At 56.0% G+C, this 18,578-nt stretch carries 14 protein-coding genes; 5 read left to right on the top strand and 9 right to left on the bottom strand.

Annotated features, from left to right (window positions below):
• Nucleotides 1-23: 23 nt before the first annotated feature.
• The 8 genes from gltB to HNR64_RS09275 form a co-directional block, all read right to left on the bottom strand.
• Nucleotides 24-4,472: a glutamate synthase large subunit gene (gene gltB / locus HNR64_RS09310; protein WP_204996218.1), complete on the bottom strand. Its 4,449-nt coding sequence runs from the start codon at nucleotides 4,470-4,472 to the stop codon at nucleotides 24-26.
• Nucleotides 4,473-4,630: 158 nt separating this feature from the next.
• A complete protein-coding gene (aroB, locus tag HNR64_RS09305; protein ID WP_204996217.1) occupies nucleotides 4,631-5,719 on the bottom strand; it encodes a 3-dehydroquinate synthase in 1,089 nt (362 codons plus the stop codon).
• A gap of 53 nt (nucleotides 5,720-5,772) precedes the next feature.
• On the bottom strand, nucleotides 5,773-6,303 hold the full coding sequence (gene aroK, locus HNR64_RS09300; protein WP_204996216.1) for a shikimate kinase AroK: 531 nt from the start codon (nucleotides 6,301-6,303) through the stop codon (nucleotides 5,773-5,775).
• A gap of 7 nt (nucleotides 6,304-6,310) precedes the next feature.
• Nucleotides 6,311-8,491 (bottom strand): type IV pilus secretin PilQ, encoded by a 2,181-nt coding sequence (locus HNR64_RS09295; protein ID WP_204996215.1) that lies wholly within the window; start codon nucleotides 8,489-8,491, stop codon nucleotides 6,311-6,313.
• A gap of 23 nt (nucleotides 8,492-8,514) precedes the next feature.
• Nucleotides 8,515-9,042, bottom strand: coding sequence for a pilus assembly protein PilP (locus HNR64_RS09290; RefSeq protein WP_204996214.1), 528 nt, complete (start codon nucleotides 9,040-9,042; stop codon nucleotides 8,515-8,517).
• Nucleotides 9,042-9,665, bottom strand: coding sequence for a type IV pilus inner membrane component PilO (locus tag HNR64_RS09285; RefSeq protein ID WP_204996213.1), 624 nt, complete (start codon nucleotides 9,663-9,665; stop codon nucleotides 9,042-9,044). Before HNR64_RS09285 ends, HNR64_RS09290 begins: the two co-directional genes overlap by 1 nt.
• 3 nt (nucleotides 9,666-9,668) lie before the next feature.
• Nucleotides 9,669-10,229 (bottom strand): PilN domain-containing protein, encoded by a 561-nt coding sequence (locus HNR64_RS09280; RefSeq protein ID WP_204996212.1) that lies wholly within the window; start codon nucleotides 10,227-10,229, stop codon nucleotides 9,669-9,671.
• Complete coding sequence (locus HNR64_RS09275; protein WP_286693982.1) at nucleotides 10,229-11,296, bottom strand: pilus assembly protein PilM; 1,068 nt, start codon at nucleotides 11,294-11,296, stop codon at nucleotides 10,229-10,231. Before HNR64_RS09275 ends, HNR64_RS09280 begins: the two co-directional genes overlap by 1 nt.
• Nucleotides 11,297-11,466: 170 nt before the next feature.
• Between HNR64_RS09275 and HNR64_RS09270 the strand changes: the two genes are divergently transcribed.
• Nucleotides 11,467-13,932 carry a penicillin-binding protein 1A gene (locus HNR64_RS09270; RefSeq protein ID WP_204996211.1) on the top strand — a complete coding sequence of 822 codons (2,466 nt, stop codon included), beginning with the start codon at nucleotides 11,467-11,469 and terminating at the stop codon, nucleotides 13,930-13,932.
• Nucleotides 13,933-13,953: 21 nt separating this feature from the next.
• Here HNR64_RS09270 and radA read toward each other — a convergent pair whose 3' ends face one another.
• Nucleotides 13,954-15,315, bottom strand: a complete 1,362-nt coding sequence (gene radA, locus HNR64_RS09265; protein ID WP_204996210.1) for a DNA repair protein RadA — start codon at nucleotides 15,313-15,315, stop codon at nucleotides 13,954-13,956.
• Between the two features lie 77 nt (nucleotides 15,316-15,392).
• On the opposite strand from radA, the gene HNR64_RS09260 reads away from it, so the two are divergent.
• From HNR64_RS09260 to HNR64_RS09245, 4 genes are all read left to right on the top strand, one after another.
• Nucleotides 15,393-16,535 (top strand): DnaT-like ssDNA-binding domain-containing protein, encoded by a 1,143-nt coding sequence (locus HNR64_RS09260; protein WP_204996209.1) that lies wholly within the window; start codon nucleotides 15,393-15,395, stop codon nucleotides 16,533-16,535.
• Nucleotides 16,444-17,112, top strand: a complete 669-nt coding sequence (locus HNR64_RS09255) for a replication protein P (protein WP_239547745.1) — start codon at nucleotides 16,444-16,446, stop codon at nucleotides 17,110-17,112. Before HNR64_RS09260 ends, HNR64_RS09255 begins: the two co-directional genes overlap by 92 nt.
• Before the next feature lie 86 nt (nucleotides 17,113-17,198).
• On the top strand, nucleotides 17,199-17,948 hold the full coding sequence (ubiE, locus tag HNR64_RS09250; RefSeq protein WP_204996208.1) for a bifunctional demethylmenaquinone methyltransferase/2-methoxy-6-polyprenyl-1,4-benzoquinol methylase UbiE: 750 nt from the start codon (nucleotides 17,199-17,201) through the stop codon (nucleotides 17,946-17,948).
• A gap of 8 nt (nucleotides 17,949-17,956) precedes the next feature.
• On the top strand, nucleotides 17,957-18,571 hold the full coding sequence (locus HNR64_RS09245) for a ubiquinone biosynthesis accessory factor UbiJ (RefSeq protein WP_036256368.1): 615 nt from the start codon (nucleotides 17,957-17,959) through the stop codon (nucleotides 18,569-18,571).
• Nucleotides 18,572-18,578 lie beyond the last annotated feature (7 nt).

Below are 18,578 nucleotides of genomic sequence, written 5' to 3'. Positions count from 1 at the left end.
CTACCTCTTCGCTACGCGGCTACTTATTCCGGACGCCGTCTGGTGGTTTCCAGCAGGCGGCTGAGGCTTGCTGCTTTTGGCTTGATCATCCAGAACTTGCCGATGTAGTCGTCGAAATTATCGAGAATATGCTGCCCCCAGGCACTGCCTGTTTCCTCAACAAACTCTTCGATATTGCCGCGCAAATGAGCGCGGTAAGCTTCCAGTGACTCAGAGGTGATCCGGCAGATCTCCACCAGTTCACTGTTATAGCGATCTACGAAGGTGTTCTCTTCGTCGAGTACGTAGGCGAAACCACCCGTCATACCCGCACCAAAGTTCACCCCGGTGTTGCCCAACACGGTGACGTTGCCACCGGTCATGTATTCACAGCAGTGGTCACCGGCACCCTCAATCACGGCATGAGACCCGGAGTTGCGCACTGCGAAACGCTCACCCGCAGTACCTGCCGCAAACAACTTACCGCCGGTCGCGCCGTAAAGGCAGGTGTTGCCGACAATAGAGGTTTCCTGGCTGGCAAAGGCACTGCCACGCGGGGGATATATCACCAGCTTACCGCCCGCCATACCTTTACCCACGTAGTCGTTGGCATCGCCTTCGAGGTACATATGCAGGCCGCCCGCGTTCCACACACCAAAGCTCTGGCCGGCAGTACCTTCCAAGCGCAACACAATCGGTGCATCTTCCATATCCAGATTGCCGTGACGCTTGGCAATTTCACCGGATATCCGCGCACCAATTGAACGGTCACAGTTATTGACGTGGAAGCTATACTCGCCGCCCGATTTTGCTTCGATGGCCGACAATACAGCCGCCACCATTGCTTCGGCTTTTTCGCCTTTATCGAAGGGCTCGTTGAGGGCAACCTGGCAAAACTCTGGCTGACCTTCAGCATCGGCATCTTTGTGAAGAATGGGCGACAGGTCCAACAGTCCCTGCTTTTCCGTCTCGCCTGCTTTTTGAACAAGCAAGTCGGTGCGGCCGATCAGCTCATCCATGCTGCGTACGCCAATCTGCGCCATCCACTCACGCGTTTCTTCTGCGACGAACTTGAAGAAGTTCATCACCATTTCAACAGTGCCGATAAAGTGGTCGTCACGCAGGCGTTCGTCCTGAGTCGCAACCCCGGTAGCACAGTTATTCAAGTGACAGATACGCAGGTACTTACAGCCCAGAGCTACCATCGGCGTGGTACCAAAGCCGAAACTCTCTGCGCCGAGGATAGCCGCTTTCACGACATCCAGGCCGGTCTTCAGGCCACCGTCGGTTTGCACCCGCACTTTACCGCGCAGGCCATTGCCACGCAGCGTTTGCTGGGCTTCTGCCAGACCGAGCTCCCAAGGTGAGCCAGCATAACGGATGGACGTGATCGGGCTCGCCGCCGTACCACCGTCGTAACCGGAAATAGTGATCAAGTCCGCATAGGCCTTCGCCACACCAGCGGCGATGGTGCCCACACCGGGCTCAGATACCAGCTTCACCGACACCAGCGCCTGCGGGTTCACCTGCTTGAGGTCGAAAATCAGCTGAGCCAAATCCTCGATAGAGTAAATATCGTGGTGAGGCGGCGGTGAAATCAGCGTTACACCCGGTACTGAATGGCGCAAGCGCGCGATCAAGGCATTGACCTTGCCACCCGGCAGCTGACCACCTTCACCGGGCTTGGCGCCCTGAGCGACTTTAATTTGCAGTACTTCGGCATTCACCAGGTAGTGAGGCGTAACACCAAAGCGGCCCGATGCGATCTGCTTAATTTTTGAAACGCGCTCGGTACCGAAGCGGGCAGGGTCTTCACCACCTTCACCGGAGTTTGAACGCGCACCCAGGCGATTCATCGCCGCCGCTAGTGCTTCATGAGCCTCGGGGCTCAATGCACCCAGCGACATACCGGCGGAGTCAAAGCGGCTGAGAATTTTCTCTGCAGGCTCAACTTCCTCAAGCGGGATGGGGGTGACGTCACCGCTGAAATCCAACAGGTCGCGCAGGGTAGCAACCGGACGTGTGTTCACCAGCTCTGCGTACTTTTTCCAGTCAGCGTAGTTACCACTCTTAACCGCTTCTTGCAGACGCATCACAACGTCTGGGTTAAAGGCGTGGTATTCCTTGCCGTGAACGTACTTGAGCAAGCCACCCTGATCGATTGGCTTGCGCGGCAACCAGGCGATGGTCGCCAGGGCTTCCTGATCTTGCTGAAGCTGAGCAAAGTTAACGCCGGCGATGCGGCTAGCCACACCTTTAAAGCAGCTATTGATCACATCATCGTCGAGGCCAACGGCTTCAAAGAGCTGGGCACCACGGTATGAGGAGATCGATGAAATCCCCATTTTCGACATGATCTTCAGCAGGCCTTTGTTAATGCCTTTAACGTAATTTTCGTAGGTTGTTTGCTCGTCACCGAGAATTTCTCCGCTGCTCAGCATGTCGCTCAGTACAGCAAAAGACATATAAGGGTAGACGGCGGTGGCGCCAAAACCGAACAGACAGGCCATTTGGTGAGAGTCGCGAGCGCTACCACTTTCAATTACCAGGTTGGCATCACAGCGAAGACCTTGCTTGATCAAGTGGTGGTGAACCGCACCGGTGGCCAGCAAGCTGTGCACGGTCAACAGGCCGGGCTCCACAGCACGGTCGCTCAACACAAGAATCACATCGCCACCGCGCACGGCGTCTTCTGCCGCCGCCGCCACATCGCGAACGGCTTGCTGCAGGTTCTTCTCTGCAGGGTCGTAGCAAAGGTCGATGGTTACCCGCGGATAACGTGGCGAATCTACCGCCATCAATCGGTCAAACTTGTCTGGCGACAAAACCGGGCTGCTTAGAATCAAGCGATCAGCGTGATCGGCCGTTTGCTCGAAGACATTTTGCTCGGCGCCCAGCAACGTCTCCAGACTCATCACGATGGACTCACGAAGTGGGTCAATGGGCGGATTGGTAACTTGAGCGAATTTTTGTCGGAAGTAGTCGTACAGCGACCGCTCGCTGCGCGACAGCACAGCCATTGGCGTGTCATCACCCATCGAACCAACGGCTTCGTTGCCGCTATCGGCCAGAGGCGACAGCACTTGCTCGCGCTCTTCAAAGCTTACCTGGAAATATTTTTGCAGGCTTTCCAAGTGATCCGCTTCGGGCAACGCCGGGCGATTGCCCTGGCCGAGCTGATCCTGCAGGCGATTCGCGTTATCACGCAACCACTGTTTGTAGGGGTGGGCGCTTTTCAGCCGCTCATCGACATCTTTCGTGTGCAGGACTTCGCCGGTCTCGGTATCGACAACCAGAATCTGCCCTGGCCCAACGCGCCCCTTGGCAACGACGTCATCTGGCTGGTAGCCGTAGGTGCCGATTTCCGAGGCAACGGTGATGAAACCATTTTTGGTGATGACCCAGCGTGACGGACGCAAACCGTTGCGGTCCAACATACATACCGCGTAGCGGCCGTCGGTCATTACCAAACCCGCAGGGCCATCCCAGGGTTCCATGTGCATGGAGTTATATTCGTAGAATGCCTTCAAGTCAGCATCCATGTGTTCGATATTTTGCCAAGCAGGTGGCACCAGCATGCGAACGGCACGGAACAGATCCATACCACCGGCCACCAACAGCTCAAGCATATTATCCAGGCTTGACGAGTCAGAGCCCGTGCGATTCACCAGCGGCGCCAGAGCCTCTACATCGGGGATGCGGGGGCTGCTGAAATTCTTGGTGCGCGCGTCCGCCCAGTTGCGGTTGCCCTCAACGGTATTGATTTCACCATTGTGAGCCAGCATGCGGAATGGCTGAGCCAAGGGCCAGCGCGGCATGGTGTTGGTAGAGAAGCGTTGGTGGAAAACACAAATCGCCGTTTCCAACTCGGGGTTGGCAAGGTCGAGGTAGAAATGGGGCAAATCCACCGGCATGACCAAGCCTTTGTATGACACGACATCGGCGGACAGGCTACAAATGTAAAACTCACTGTCATCAGCGAGCGCCATTTCGACTTGACGACGCACAATAAACAGGCGCGTGGTCAGCTCTTGGGCAGTCAGGCCTTCAACGTTGATAAACAGCTGCTCAATGCGTGGCAGGCTTGCCAAGGCGATATCACCACACACCGATGCATCGACCGGCACAGGGCGCCAGCCCGCTTGCTGCAGGCCGTTTTCACCAAGAATCTTTTCAAGAGTCGCGCGCGCAGCCGCCGCCTTGCCTTCGTCCTGGCTTAAAAAGATCTGGCCGATACCATATAACTCGGTCAGCTCGCCGCCAAAGGCGTCGCGGGCCGCTTGGCGCAGAAAGCTGTCCGGCTTCTTCAACAGCAAACCACAGCCATCACCGGTTTTGCCATCTGCCGCGATACCACCGCGGTGAGTCATGCAGGTCAGTGATTCGATGGCAGTCTTCAACAATTCGTGGCTAGCAGTGCCCTGCATGTGGGCAATTAGCCCAAAACCACAGTTGTCGCGCACATCTTCAGGTCTGTACAGGCCTGTACTCATAAAACGACTCTCACAAAATATATAAGAAAAACAAGCAGATAGTCGAAATGACAGCTCGGCGCACGCTTGCGTACCCGAAAAAAGGAGGGACATTCTACACGTATGCAGCAAGCCGGACAAACGCCGGCCAAAAATTGCTCAAATTTCAGCCAAAAATCTTATGGCTGGACACCTGCATCGACCAATATCTGCGCGATTTGCTCCGGGCTCGCCGCCTCGGTAACCACCGCCTCACCCAGGCCCTGTAAAAGCACCAGGCGCAAGCGCCCATCTATCACTTTCTTGTCGCGGCCCATGAGTTGCAGGAACTGCGCCACATTCATCGCTGGCGGGGGCGATATTGGCAGACCGGCTTTCACCATTAGCGCATTGCCACGGCGCAATACCTCTGCATCCAACCACCCCAGCGATACTGACAAGGCCATTGCCAGCGACATTCCCGCGGCAACCGCCTCGCCGTGCAGCCAGCTTCCGTAGCCTTCGGCGGTTTCTATTGCGTGGCCAAAAGTGTGCCCGAGATTCAAGATAGCGCGACGCCCGCCTTCTCTCTCGTCTTCAGCGACCACTTTGGCTTTGTTTTCACAGCTGCGAAACACCGCCTCAGCCAGGGCCTCGCCATCGCGAGCCATCAGTGCATCGATATTTTGCTCTAACCACTCAAAGAAAGGCGCGTCGCAGATGAGCCCGTACTTGATCACCTCAGCGATACCCGCCGCGTATTCGCGCTCTGGCAAGCTGTCCAACAAACTCAGATCGGCCACCACACACTCAGGCTGGTGAAAGGCACCAATCATGTTTTTACCGAGCGGATGGTTAACGCCCGTCTTCCCTCCAACAGAGGAGTCAACCATCGCTAACAGCGTAGTTGGCAGCTGAATAAAAGCGACGCCTCGCTGGTAACTCGCTGCTGCGAAACCGCACATATCTCCTACGACACCGCCACCCAGGGCGATCAGCGTAGTGCTGCGGTTGTGGTTATCGGTGAGCAGGCGATCAAAAACGGTGGCCATAACATCCAGCGTCTTATTCGCTTCGCCGTCGGGCAGAACCACCGTGGAGAGTTGCTTGCCTTCAAGCTGCCTAGCAACTGCATCGAGGTAGAGGGGAGCCACGCGATCATTGCTAACAACACAGGCCTGCTTGCCGCCTATGTAACGCTGCCAGTCCAGGCCTTCGCCGGCCAGTAAATCGCGACCAATGAAAATAGGGTAGCTGCGCTCACCCAGCGACACCTGAAGCTGCTTCATGGAATTGCCCGATATTGTTAGTGGAAAGAGGTAGGCGGGAAATTATATCAGCATCACGACGACAGGTCGCCGCTGCGAATTTTTTCAACCAACTCTTGCACGACTGTGCGTGGGCTTCGCTGATCAGTGGTAATACTGTAGTCAGCCAACTGCAAATAGAGGGGCTCTCGTTCGGCCATTAAGCGCCTAAGCGTCTCCTCTGGATTACCCTGCTGAAGCAAGGGCCGCTTGCGGTCTTTCGCTGTGCGCCGAATTTGTTCGTCAACCGAGGTGCGAAGATAAACGACCGTACCCCGCGTCATCATCAATGCGCGATTATCATCGCGCAGCACCGCACCACCACCGGTAGAAACTACCGCTCCGGGACTGTCACTGAGGTCGCTAAGCATCTGCGCCTCACGCTCGCGAAAGCCTTCCTCGCCTTCCATGTCGAATATCCAGGGTATGTCTACCCCGGCTCGCTCTTCAATCTCTCGATCGACGTCGTAGAATTCCATGTTCAGGCTGTCAGCCAGCAGCTTACCAATGGTGCTCTTCCCTGCCCCCATTGGCCCGACTAAATATATAACTTCCGTTTTCCGCATTGCTCCATCAATCTATCAAACTGTCCGCGAGTATCCGTGGAGTAATAAAAATAAGTGTTTCCTGCTTCTCGCGAGTCACACTGGTAGATTTAAACAGACGCCCCAGGAAGGGGATATCGCCCAGGAAGGGTACCTTCGTTACGGTTTCAACATCCAGCTGATCGTAGACGCCGCCCAAAACAACGGTTTCACCATTGCTGACCAAAACGCGCGTCTGCAATTCGGTAGTGTCAATGGTCGGCACCTGACCACCAAGACCGGTCGCGATCACCAGATCCCCTACCGTATCCTGATTAATGATCAAATCCATAATAATTCGGTCGTCAGGCGTAATAATTGGCGTGACATCCAGCTTCAGCACCGCTTCTTTGAAGGCAATCGTTGTTTCACCGCTGGCTGAACTTTCTGGGTAGGGAATTTCGGTACCCGCTTTGATAATGGCGGGCTCCTTATCGCCGGTGACGATGCGCGGCTGGGAGACAACTTCACCGCGGCCCTTCGACTCCAGTGCAGAAAGCTCCAAGTTCAGCAACACATCAGAGCCGATATAACCCAGGGCAAAGGAGCCCGCTGCACCGGCAACACCCAGATCTGTCACCAGACCGGGGACGGCGTCAAAGCTATTTGAGCCGCTCACCAAGGCGTCGACAAAATTATTTCGTGTGGCCTGATCACTCTCCAAATCACCATTTGCAGAATAAATTTCATTGCCTTTCTGCTTCACGTAGGCGCCGCCCCAACGCACACCCAGAGCGCGATCGAAGTCGGATGAAGCGCGAACAATACGCGCCTCAATTTGTACTTGGCGCACCGGCACATCAATCAGCGCCACCAAACGGCGAAACTCTTCAAGTCGATCCGCGGTCTCCGTAATCAACAGAGAATTGGTGCGTTCATCGACAATAACATTCCCGCGCGGCGACAAAATGCTCTTGGCAGAACCCTCGCCGCTACCACCGTCGCCATCACCTTTTTTTTTAAATAGCTTGAAGAGTTCTGAGGCATCCGCATAGCGAATACGAATAAATTCACTCTGTAGCGGGGCCAGCTCCTCGACCTGTTTCTGCGCCTCAATCTCCTGACGCTCACGCTCGGCGATCTCCGCAGCAGGCGCCACCATCAGCACGTTGCCAACTTGGCGCTTGTCTAAGCCCTTTGTTTTCAGCACTAACTCCAGCGCTTGGTCCCAAGGCACATTCTGCAAGCGCAGGGTGATATTCCCCTTTACGGTGTCACTGGCCACCAGGTTGAGTTCTGTGAAGTCGGCAATCAACTGCAGAACCGAGCGCACCTCAATGTCCTGGAAGTTGAGCGACAGCTTTTCGCCGACAAAGGCAAATTCTTTGCGACGCTCTTCCACCTCTGCCTTTGTCAGCGGCTTGACGCTAACCACATACTCATTGTCGGTTTGGTAGGCGAGATAGTCATACTCTCCACGCGCATCCAGCGATAACTTCGCGCCCTTCTCCCCCATGCGCGCGTCTATCAACTTAACCGGCGTGGCGAAATCAGCCACGTCGAAACGTCGCTGAAGGCTCTCTGGGAGTGCAACGCCACTAAAGTCAATTTTGATTCGCGGCCCTTCGACAAAGACATTAATGTCCGCCTTGTCGTCAGCCAGCTTAATGACTAAACGGCCCTCACCGGCATCGCCGCGGCGAAAATCCAGGTCAGTGATGCGATTGCCGCTCGCTTCAGGAGCGGCTTCAGCCATCGACAAAACAGGGTTGTTATACTTTTCCTTGAGGTAGGCCTTGCTGCCGCCGCCACCTACCGCGACGACCAACTCGTTCCCTTCCACTCGCGTTTCGTAGGGCGCCAGGCTGACTAAGTTCAGTACCACGCGGGTGCGATCCCGCCCCTCCAGCACAATGGCACTGCTGGCATTGTCATACGCCAGCGGAAATTTTTTCTGGTCGAGCTGATTCTTTGCACCAATCAAGTCCAATGCAATGCGCGCAGGCTTTTCAATGGTGTAGCCCTTCACTTCGGGCGCAGCGCCATCAAACTGGAAGCGCGCCTCAAAGCGGCCACCCTCCAGGGCATTGAATTCCACATCAGTCAGATTCGATGCCGACACAGCGGCCGACGCGAGCAGGGATATCAGCAGTAAACACTGGCCCATAAGTGCGCGATGGCCTCGCGCCATGTACTGCACGGCGAGGTGCTTCTGCGTTCGGGTTTTCATGAATCTCTCCGCCTCTCGAATTCTCACTTACCGCTACTCAGCTCTAAAGAGCGCGGCCGTTCCACCCAGCCTTCTCCGCCGGTGGAAACAATTTCAACAACCGAAATAAAGTTGTCGCCAACTTTCATAATCTTGCCGTGGTTGCGGCCCAAATAATTATTCTCTTTGACTCGGTGCACACCGCCATCGGGGGTTTTCATCAGCGCCCACAACACCTTGTTCAAGCGCACCGTGCCAACCATTTTCAACGCATCGATAGAGAAGCTTTCTAAATATTCGCGCTCACGCTCTAGATTGGGCTTCACATTGGAGGATGCTTCCAGTCGCGCAATTTCTTTTACGTCCACGGGCTGCGTGAAGGGGCCACGCAAGCCAGATGCGGTGTAGGTAAAGGCACGATAAGCCTGCAGGGCGGGAATCGGCTCAATAACACCACTGGGCGCTGCACGCTTTTCGGCGACAAAGGCATCAATATCGGCGTATTGCCCACTGTTGCTGCATGCCAGTAGCATCGTGGACAGCAAAGGTATGGCGAGCCGTAAATATCTCATTACGATCCCCCGTCAATTTCTTTGTAGCGATACGTTTTCGCGGTGATCGACATGCTTTGGGTGCCAAGCTGCTTGTTCGTTTTGATTTTGTAATCGTGGAGCGTCACGATTCTCGGCAAGCTCGCAATACCGCTCACAAAGGCCGCCAAATCGTGGTAGGTGCCCTCCACTTCGATGGCGATGGGTAGCTCAATATAAAATTCTTGCGTACGCTCCGGCTGCAGCTTAATGCTGTCAATTTCCAAGCCGTTATCCACGGCTTTTTCGGTCATATCCTCAAGCAGGCCTGGCACTTCGGTATCGGCCGGCAGCTGACCCAGCAAAATACCAAATGACTCTTCCATTTCCGCCATTTGTTTTTTAAGCGGTTCAAGCTTCGCCGCTTTAAATGCTTTTTTCTCAAACTCTGTTTTTAGCTTCGCTTCCTTAGCAACCGCATTGTCCAGCTCCACCCGCAAGTCGGCAATCACGTAAAAATAGCCGCCTACCAATACCAGCACAAAGGCCAGCACCCAGAGCGCAGCGCGAACCAGTACCGGCCACGCACCAATATTGCCCTCGTTGATATCGTTGATATCAAACTGTTTGACCTCGTCAACCCACTCCTGCCACTGCACGGCCATCTCTTATTTCTCCTTCTCAGGGGAAGGGGCGCTGATACGGAAGGAAAGCTTGAAGTTGCTCGCCTGATCACCGTATTCCTCTGCTGCCTTCACCGCCGTAAGGTTTGGCTCGGAAAACCAGCTGGAAGCGTCTAATTTACGCATCAGGCTCGACACCCGGTTATTCGACTCTGCAATGCCTTCAACATCGATGCGATTGCCGGAGCGAACCACAGAGGTAAAGAAAAGGCCGTCAGGTAGCGTGCGAACCATCTCATCAAAAACCCGCACAATTAACGGGCGTGTGCCCTGAAGGTTTTGGATAATATTCATTCTGTCGAGCAGCTGTTGTCTGCGCAGCTCCAGATCACGAATTTCAGCCACCTCTTTGTTTATGCGTTTTATGTGGCTTTGCAAATACTGATTACGGCCTTCCTGGCCGCTAATGGCGCTGTTAAAAATACTCATCGTCAGCATGATCAGCAGTGCGGCAACCGCCACCGAGGCACCCAGAATAATAAGAAACTGCTTCTTGATTAGCTGGCGGCGCTCTTCACGCCAGGGCAAAAGGTTAATATTCGCCATCAGTCGAAGCTCCTCAGCGCCAAACCGCAAGCCACCAGCATGGCAGGAGCATCATTGCTCAAGCGCATGGCATCGACTCCTGAGGCAATCGCCATATTGGCAAAGGGGTTCGCAACCACCGTATTTACGCCCAGGCGCTCTTCGACCATTTCAGCCAAACCCTGCATCGCGGCAACGCCGCCGGCGAGTAAAATAGTATCAACAGCACTGTATTGACTCGCCGAAAAGAAAAATTGCAAAGACCTCGAAACCTGCTGAATGGCGGCTTCTTTAAAGGGCGCCAGCACCTCACTGTCGTAGTCATCCGACAGGCCGCCCTGTTTCTTCGCCAATCCCGCCTCTTCCGCACTCAAGCCGTAGCGACGCTGAATTTCCTCGGTGAGCTGGCGACCGCCGAACACTTGGTCGCGCGTGTATACCGTCTCACCATCGACGATCACACTTAGCGAGGTCATGCTCGCGCCGATGTCGACGATCGCGACAACGGTATTTTCATCCACGCCAATCTGCGGCGCCATCAGCTCAAAGCTGCGCTCCACCGCGTAGGCCTCGACGTCCATCACCTTCGGCTCCAAACCACCGATCTCCAGCGCTTCAACGCGACTATCGACGTTGTCCCGGCGGCAGGCCACCAGCATGACTTCAACTTGATCCGGCTCGTCCTCGGCAACATCGACAACCTCGAAGTCCAGCGCCACCTCATCGAGCGGATAGGGGATGTATTGATCAGCTTCCAGGGAGATCTGCGCCTCCATGGCGTTATCATTCATATCAGCGGGCATTCGCAGCATTTTGGTAATCACCGCAGACCCGGGCACAGCGGCCGCGGCCTTGGTCACCTTGCTCCGAGAGCGGTTGTATACGGCCTTAATGATTTCACCGACGGCTTCGACCTCAACCACATTTTTTTCAACCACGGACTGAGGCGGCAGCGACATTACGGCGTAGCTTTCAACGCGAAGTTTTTCCCCGCTACGACTCAACTCCAGCACTTTTACCGCACTGGAACTGATATCTACACCGAGCAAATTGCGAGATTTTTGACCGCCTAACAAGCCATCTAGCACTGTTATTTTCCTATTTACATCGTGGACTTAGGGCGAATTCTTATATGCAAGATTAAATACCAGTGTATACCATTGCGCAAATAGTTATGAAAAAAATACCCGGATAGTGTCACAGATTTGGGTATCCTATTGTCCGCGTTTTAAAAGCCCATTGGCATAACTGGAAAAATATGGCTCGCACTACTTCGCTGTTACGTTCTTTTAGCCTTCTGGCACTCCTTGGTGCCTGTGGCGCTGTCATGGTGTTCTGCGCCGCCTTCCTGTACATAGCGCCACGGCTCCCCGAGGCGGAAAAATTACGCGATGTCGAGCTGCAAACACCTCTGCGAATATATAGCAGAGACGGCCAGGTTATCGGTGAATTCGGCGAAAAACGTCGCTCACCGGTCAGCATTCAAGAAGTCCCCGACACATTCATCAAGGCGTTTCTGGCCGCCGAGGACGACCGCTTCTACCAACACCGCGGCGTCGACCTCACCAGTTTGCTGCGCGCGGCATCGCAGTTGATCACCAGCGGCAGCATTCAAACCGGCGGCTCGACCATTACCATGCAAGTCGCAAAGAACTACTTTTTGAGCCAAGAGCGCACCTTCACACGTAAATTCACCGAAATTTTTCTCGCCATCGAAATAGAGCGCAAACTCAGCAAAGGCGACATCCTCGAGCTCTACCTCAACAAAATCTTTCTCGGCAACCACTCCTATGGCATCGAGGCCGCCGCGCAAACTTATTACGGCAAGTCCATTAAGGAACTCAGCCTTGCCCAAATGGCAATGATCGCCGGACTACCCAAAGCCCCATCGGCCTACAACCCTGTTGCCAACCCAGAGCGAGCCCGGATTCGCCGAAACTGGATACTCGGCCGAATGTTTGCGCTGGGCTATATCAACCAAGCCGATTACCAAGCGGCTAAACAGCAAAACATCACCGCCCGCCGACACGGTACACAACTCGACGTCAGTGCCGCCTACGCCGCCGAAATGGTCCGCGTCGAAATGCTGAAACGCTATGGCCGCGATGCCTATGAAAACGGCTACAGCGTTATCACCAGCGTCGACAGCACCCTACAAACTGCCGCAAACCAGGCCGTTATAAACGGCGTTATCGAATACGATCGTCGCCACGGTTATCGAGGCCCTGAACAACAATGGCCGCTCCCCGCCGATTTCAACGAGCAACAGCGCGAGCACTTTAGCGACAAGCTTCGCGACATTGGCGCCATCGGCCCCTGGCACCCAGCCCTTGTTCTCCACATAGAGAGCCAGAGCGCAACATTCTTACTCGCCACCGGCGAGCAAACCACCCTCGACTGGGAACAGGGTTTTGCCGGCAGCGTTCGGTATATTAATGAAGACCGAAATAGCTACGAAGTGGAATCCGTAGATGAACTTATCGCCCCTGGCGACGTTGTCAGGCTGCGCATGAGCTCATCACTCCCCAAGCGCTGGATTTTTTCACAGCTACCCGCCATTCAGGGAGCGTTGGTTTCACTGGACGCAGACACCGGCGCCATTCTCAGTTTGGTCGGCGGCTATAGCTATCAGCGAAGCTCATTCAACCGCGTCACTCAGGCTGCCCGGCAACCAGGCTCAGCGTTTAAACCCTTTATTTACACCGCCGCACTGGCCAATGGCTTTACACCAGCGAGCATCATCAATGATGCCCCCATCGTATTCGATGACGCCTCACTGGGGGGAACGTGGCGCCCGAGCAACTCCAACGGCAAATTTAACGGCCCAATGCGACTGCGCAAAGCCTTGTACCTGTCTAGGAACCTGGTATCGATTCGACTTTTACGAGAGCTGGGAATCAATACCGCCATCGACTACGTCTCCCGCTTTGGCTTCGACGGCCGCACCCTCCCAAGAGACCTTTCTCTTGCGCTGGGCAGCCACTCACTGACGCCTCTCGACGTGGTTACCGGCTACGCCACGTTTGCCAACGGCGGCTATAAGGTGTCGCCGTGGCTGATAGAACAAATCATCGACCGCGATGGCAACACCCTTTACCGCGCTGAACCGAAAGTCGCCTGCCGCAACTGCGAAGCCGGCCTGGACAGGCTCGACGACATCGATAGCATGGTGGAAGCAGATTCTTTGGATGACCTCCATGCCGACACCGCTGCCGGCCAGCAGGACTTGGCAGAGAGAGTGATCGACGAGGAAGTTGTCTTCCTTATCGACAGCATTCTCAAGGACGTTATATCACGCGGCACCGGGCGCAAAGCCCGAGTCCTAAAACGCGGCGATGCTGCCGGCAAGACGGGAACCACAAACGGGCCAACCGACGCCTGGTTCTCTGGCTACAGCAGCGGCGTGGTCACCTCCACATGGGTCGGCTTCGACCAAAACCAGAAGCTGGGCCGCCGCGAGTACGGTGGCTCTGTTGCCCTGCCAATCTGGATCGACTATATGAAAGTCGCACTGCAGGGCCGCCAGGAGCGCTACCTAAAACAGCCCGAGGGTATCGTGTCGGTGCGTATTGACCCGGAAACCGGCACCCTGGCCGCGCCGGGGCAGAGCAATGCAATCTTTGAATACTTCCGGGCAGAGAATGCGCCCACTACCGTGAACACAAGCAGCGGTGGCAGCAGCCCTTATGGAGAAGACAGCGGCGAGCCGATAGAGCTGTTCTAAAGGCGCCACAGCGAGGCAGCGTTACATTGCCTCGATAGCCTCGGCAAGCGTGCTGACCGCGACGACATCCATTGCGATATCGCCGCGGGGAGCATTCGCCTTAGGCACGATAGCGCGGCTAAAGCCGTGCTTTTTCGCTTCTTGAAGGCGCTCTTGCCCACTGGGCACAGGGCGAATTTCCCCCGACAAGCCCACCTCGCCAAAAACGACCAAGTCTTCGGGCAAGGCGCGGTCGCGAAAACTCGATACGATGGCGAACAACAGCGCCAAGTCAGCCCCGGTTTCCAGCACCTTGACGCCACCAACCACATTGACGAATACGTCCTGATCGCCGAGCTGCAATCCTCCATGGCGGTGGAGCACCGCCAGCAACATCGCCAAGCGGTTCTGCTCTAACCCCACCGCAACACGACGGGGATTGCCGTAATTACTTTCATCAACCAGCGCCTGGATCTCTACCAACAGAGGGCGAGTGCCCTCCCACACCACCATCACCACGCTGCCCGCCGCCTGCACATCACCGCGATTCAGGAAAATCGCCGACGGGTTCTTAACCTCTTTCAGGCCCTGCTCGGTCATGGCAAACACGCCCAGCTCATTCACCGCGCCAAAGCGGTTTTTATGGCCGCGCAGGGTGCGATAACGGCTGTCACTGCCGCCCTCAAACATAATCGAGCAATCAATGATGTGCTCCAACACCTTCGGGCCAGCCAGCGCACCGTCTTTGGTCACATGGCCGACCATAATCAACACCGTATTGGTCTGCTTGGCAAAGCGCGTTAACGCCGCGGCGCACTCTCGAACCTGGGAAACACTGCCGGGCGCCGAACTCACCTGCTCGCTATGTAATACCTGAATCGAGTCGACCACCAACACCGACGGCCGGTGCTGATTCGCCTGCGCCAATACCGCCTCCAGACTGGTTTCGGAGTACAGCTGCAACTCCTCTGCCGACAAACCAAGGCGGCGTGCACGTAAGGCCACTTGCTGCAGTGACTCCTCCCCGGTGACGTACAAACAGCGGCTGCGCGTCGCCAAGCGGCACAGCACCTGTAACAACATGGTGCTCTTCCCCGCCCCAGGGTGACCGCCAAGCAGCACCGCCGAACCCGGTACAAAACCACCGCCGAGCACCCGGTCCAGCTCTTCAAAACCGCTGGCAATTCGCGGTAAATCCTCTATTTGAACGCTCGACAGACTTTGCAGTTCGCCAACAGCGCCGGCATAGCCCTGGCGCCCAGCAGGCGCCGAGGCGGCACCTGCCGCAGCCAAGCGCACCTCGGTAAGCGTATTCCAGGCGCCACAGTCCTGACACTGCCCTTGCCACTTGCGATGGTCGGAACCGCAATCACTACAAACATAGGCTGTTTTGGCCTTCGCCATACTTTGTGCTCCGCTGCTGTGCTGACAGAACAGGCGACTAGCCCGTACAATACTCTGCCAAGCGAGGATAATGATTCATGTCGGCGCCACTACTGGAAAGACCCCTACTGGTATCGCCCACTCTGGCAGCAACCATTGGCCTGGAGTGCGCTCTGCTATACCAGTTGCTCGCCGACTGGCAGCCCCTGCTGGAAGTCCGCCCACGCCAGGGTCAAGACTGGTTGCTTATTGACCGCCAGCGGCTCGAAGAACAACTGCCATTCTGGCAAAGCGCCGATATTGACCGCCTGCTTCAACAACTCCACGACCAGGGACTCATTATTATCGGCGGCGCGCTGATCAGCAATGCCCGCAACATTCGCTTTGCCATGCCCGCTCAGCAAACCGGCGCGCCCCAAAACGCCCCAGCTCGGCCGGCATCAACACAGCCCGAACCGGCAGTGCGCAGCAGCGCACCCACCCAGGCCGTTCCCGGACGCCAGCTTATTAGTGCCGATTGGCGCCCCGACCCCGCCGCCGTGGAATACCTCACCCGCTTCAACCGGGTGAGCAACCACTTTATCGAAGCGTGTATACCCGAGTTCATCGCCCACTACCGCGAAAGCGGCGAAGCAAGAAGCTCCTGGAGCAGCACATTTAGCCAGTACGTCAGCCGCCGCTGGAAAAAACAGCAATACGCTGAAATAGAGCAAGCCCGGCACCAAGTCATCGACAATCACTGGCGCCCCAGCCGAGACGCTCTCGACATCCTGCTGCGCGACGGCATCAGTGAGCACTTCATTGAAGACGCCATTCCCGAGTTCATTCTTTACTGGCGCGAGCGCGGCACGCAAGATAGCAACTGGAACTCTCGATTCCTACAACATATTCGATTGCAGTGGGCGCGATACACGAATGCCGTCAGCCACGAACAAGCCCATGTGCCGATTCGCAACGACTGGCAGCCCAGCCCGGAAGTCTTTGAAATTTTGCGCATGGCGAGGATCGATGCCGACTTTGCCCGCGAGCAGATTCCCGAGTTTATACTGTTCTGGCGTGACAGCGGCCAGACCCAACGCTCCTGGAATACAAAGTTTCTACAGCATGTAAAATATCGCTGGGCACACAGTCACCAACTGGACAAATACGATGCACGACAGCAAAAAGCTTCTGGATCAAGCCAAGCGGCAACTGGCTTCATCGACAAACACACCGACCGAAGCTGGGCCGACGGCCTCTAAGCCACTGCCGGATAAGAGCGCTGTTATCGACGCCATCAACCGCATGTTTGCGGAGTTTGAGCTCGTCTATCACAACCAATACAACAAAGCCTTCGCAAACGCCGAAAAGCTCTCTTATGCCAAGAAGCTTTGGTTCAGCAACCTTTGCCATATTCCACCAGAGCAAATTACCGCAGCCTGTCATCGCGCCATTCGCGAGTCTGAATTCCTGCCGACGATCAAAGGCATTTTGAAATACTGCGAACCCGACGACCAAGCACTGGGCCTGCCAGACCCCCACAGCGCCTATGTAGAGGCTTGCAGAGCGCCCTCACCCAAAAATGAATACCGCTGGTCCCACCCTGCGGTTTACCACGCTGGACGCAAAAGCGATTGGTATTTTCTGGCAAACAATACCGAGCAGCAGGCCTTCCCGGTCTACAAGCGCCACTACCACGCGCTGTGCGAGCAGGTGCGCAGCGGTCACACACTAGAACCCCCGCATCCAGAGGCGCTCCCCGCACCGGAGGCAAAGCCTCTGGAACCGGAAGAACAGCGCCGTCGTATGCGGGAAATGCGCAGTAAATTGAATATCTAACAACGGCCGTGCAGGCCGCCGTCGCAGCGGATACAATATCGCCGCACGCGCGCGATCAGCGCCCCACGCCCCTCGGGACAAAGACTATGGCAGACGACAAAACAACCCACTTCGGTTTTAAAACCGTCAACCGCGGTGAAAAAGTAAACATGGTAGCCGGTGTCTTTCACTCGGTAGCCGGCAAATACGACTTAATGAACGACCTCATGTCCGGGGGCATTCACCGACTTTGGAAGCGTTTCACCATTGAACTTTCCGGCGTCCGACGCGGCAATAGCGTGCTCGACATCGCGGGCGGCACCGGCGACTTGGCGGCCAAATTCAGCCGTTTAGTTGGCAGTGAAGGCAAGGTTGTGCTTGCCGATATCAACGACTCAATGCTCCAGGTGGGCCGTGAAAAACTAACCAATCGCGGCATTGTCGGTAATATTGAGTATGTGCAGGCCAACGCCGAGTGCCTGCCCTTCCCGGACAATAGCTTCGACTGCATTACCATCGCCTTTGGCCTGCGTAATGTCACCGACAAAGACGCCGCGCTGCGCTCTATGCTGCGCGTACTGAAGCCAGGCGGGCGCTTGCTGGTGTTGGAATTCTCCAAGCCGACCAATGAATTAATGAGCAAGGTCTACGACCGCTACTCCTTCGACATTCTGCCTCGCATGGGCAAGCTCATCACCAATGACGAAGACAGCTACCGCTATCTCGCCGAGAGCATTCGCATGCACCCGGACCAGGAAACCCTTAAGGAAATGATGGCCGAAGCCGGTTTTGCCGAGGTCCGCTACCACAATATGACGGCCGGCGTGGTTGCCGTTCACCGGGGCGTCAAGCCGTGATTCCCCCCATGATCAGCACTGCAGCCCTCTCAGGGCTGGAGGACGCGGTCAACCGAGCACTGCAGCTCGACCCGAGTAGCGCCGCCAAACTCGCCGAGCTCGATGGCGAAAGCTTTGCCCTGGAGCTGCGCGAGCCCGACTTGAATATCGGGCTCAGCATTAACGGCAAGCGACTAAAACTGGGGCTGCACGCACCACAATCACCGAGCACCGCACTGAGAGGGCACTGGCGAGACTTCGCCGCCGTCGCCTCCGCTGACGATCCGGCAGCAGCGTTGATTAACGGCAATATTCAAGTCAGCGGCGACACCGCCCCCCTGCTGGCATTGCGCAAGCTACTGGCCGAATTGCAACTAGACTGGGAACACCCACTGGCCGAGGCCTTTGGCGACGTTGCCGCACACCAAATTGGCCGGGGCTTGCGCGCCGGGCATCGCTGGCTGAGCGGGACCGGGAAAAACCTGCGCCGCCAGCTTGAAGACTTTTTACTAGAAGAGAGTCGACTCTTGCCCCACCCCCTGCAGGCAGAAGCGATGTTCAAAGATATCGACGACCTGAACGCCCGCAGTGAGCGTCTCGAAGCGAAACTTCGTCGCCTACAGCAGCGCCTGAAAACTCAGTAACAAAGGA

Source organism: Spongiibacter marinus (assembly GCF_016906995.1).
Taxonomy (GTDB): Bacteria; Pseudomonadota; Gammaproteobacteria; order Pseudomonadales; family Spongiibacteraceae; genus Spongiibacter; species Spongiibacter marinus.
Note: the sequence above shows the minus strand (reverse complement) of the source record. Positions and strands in the feature narration are given on the sequence as shown.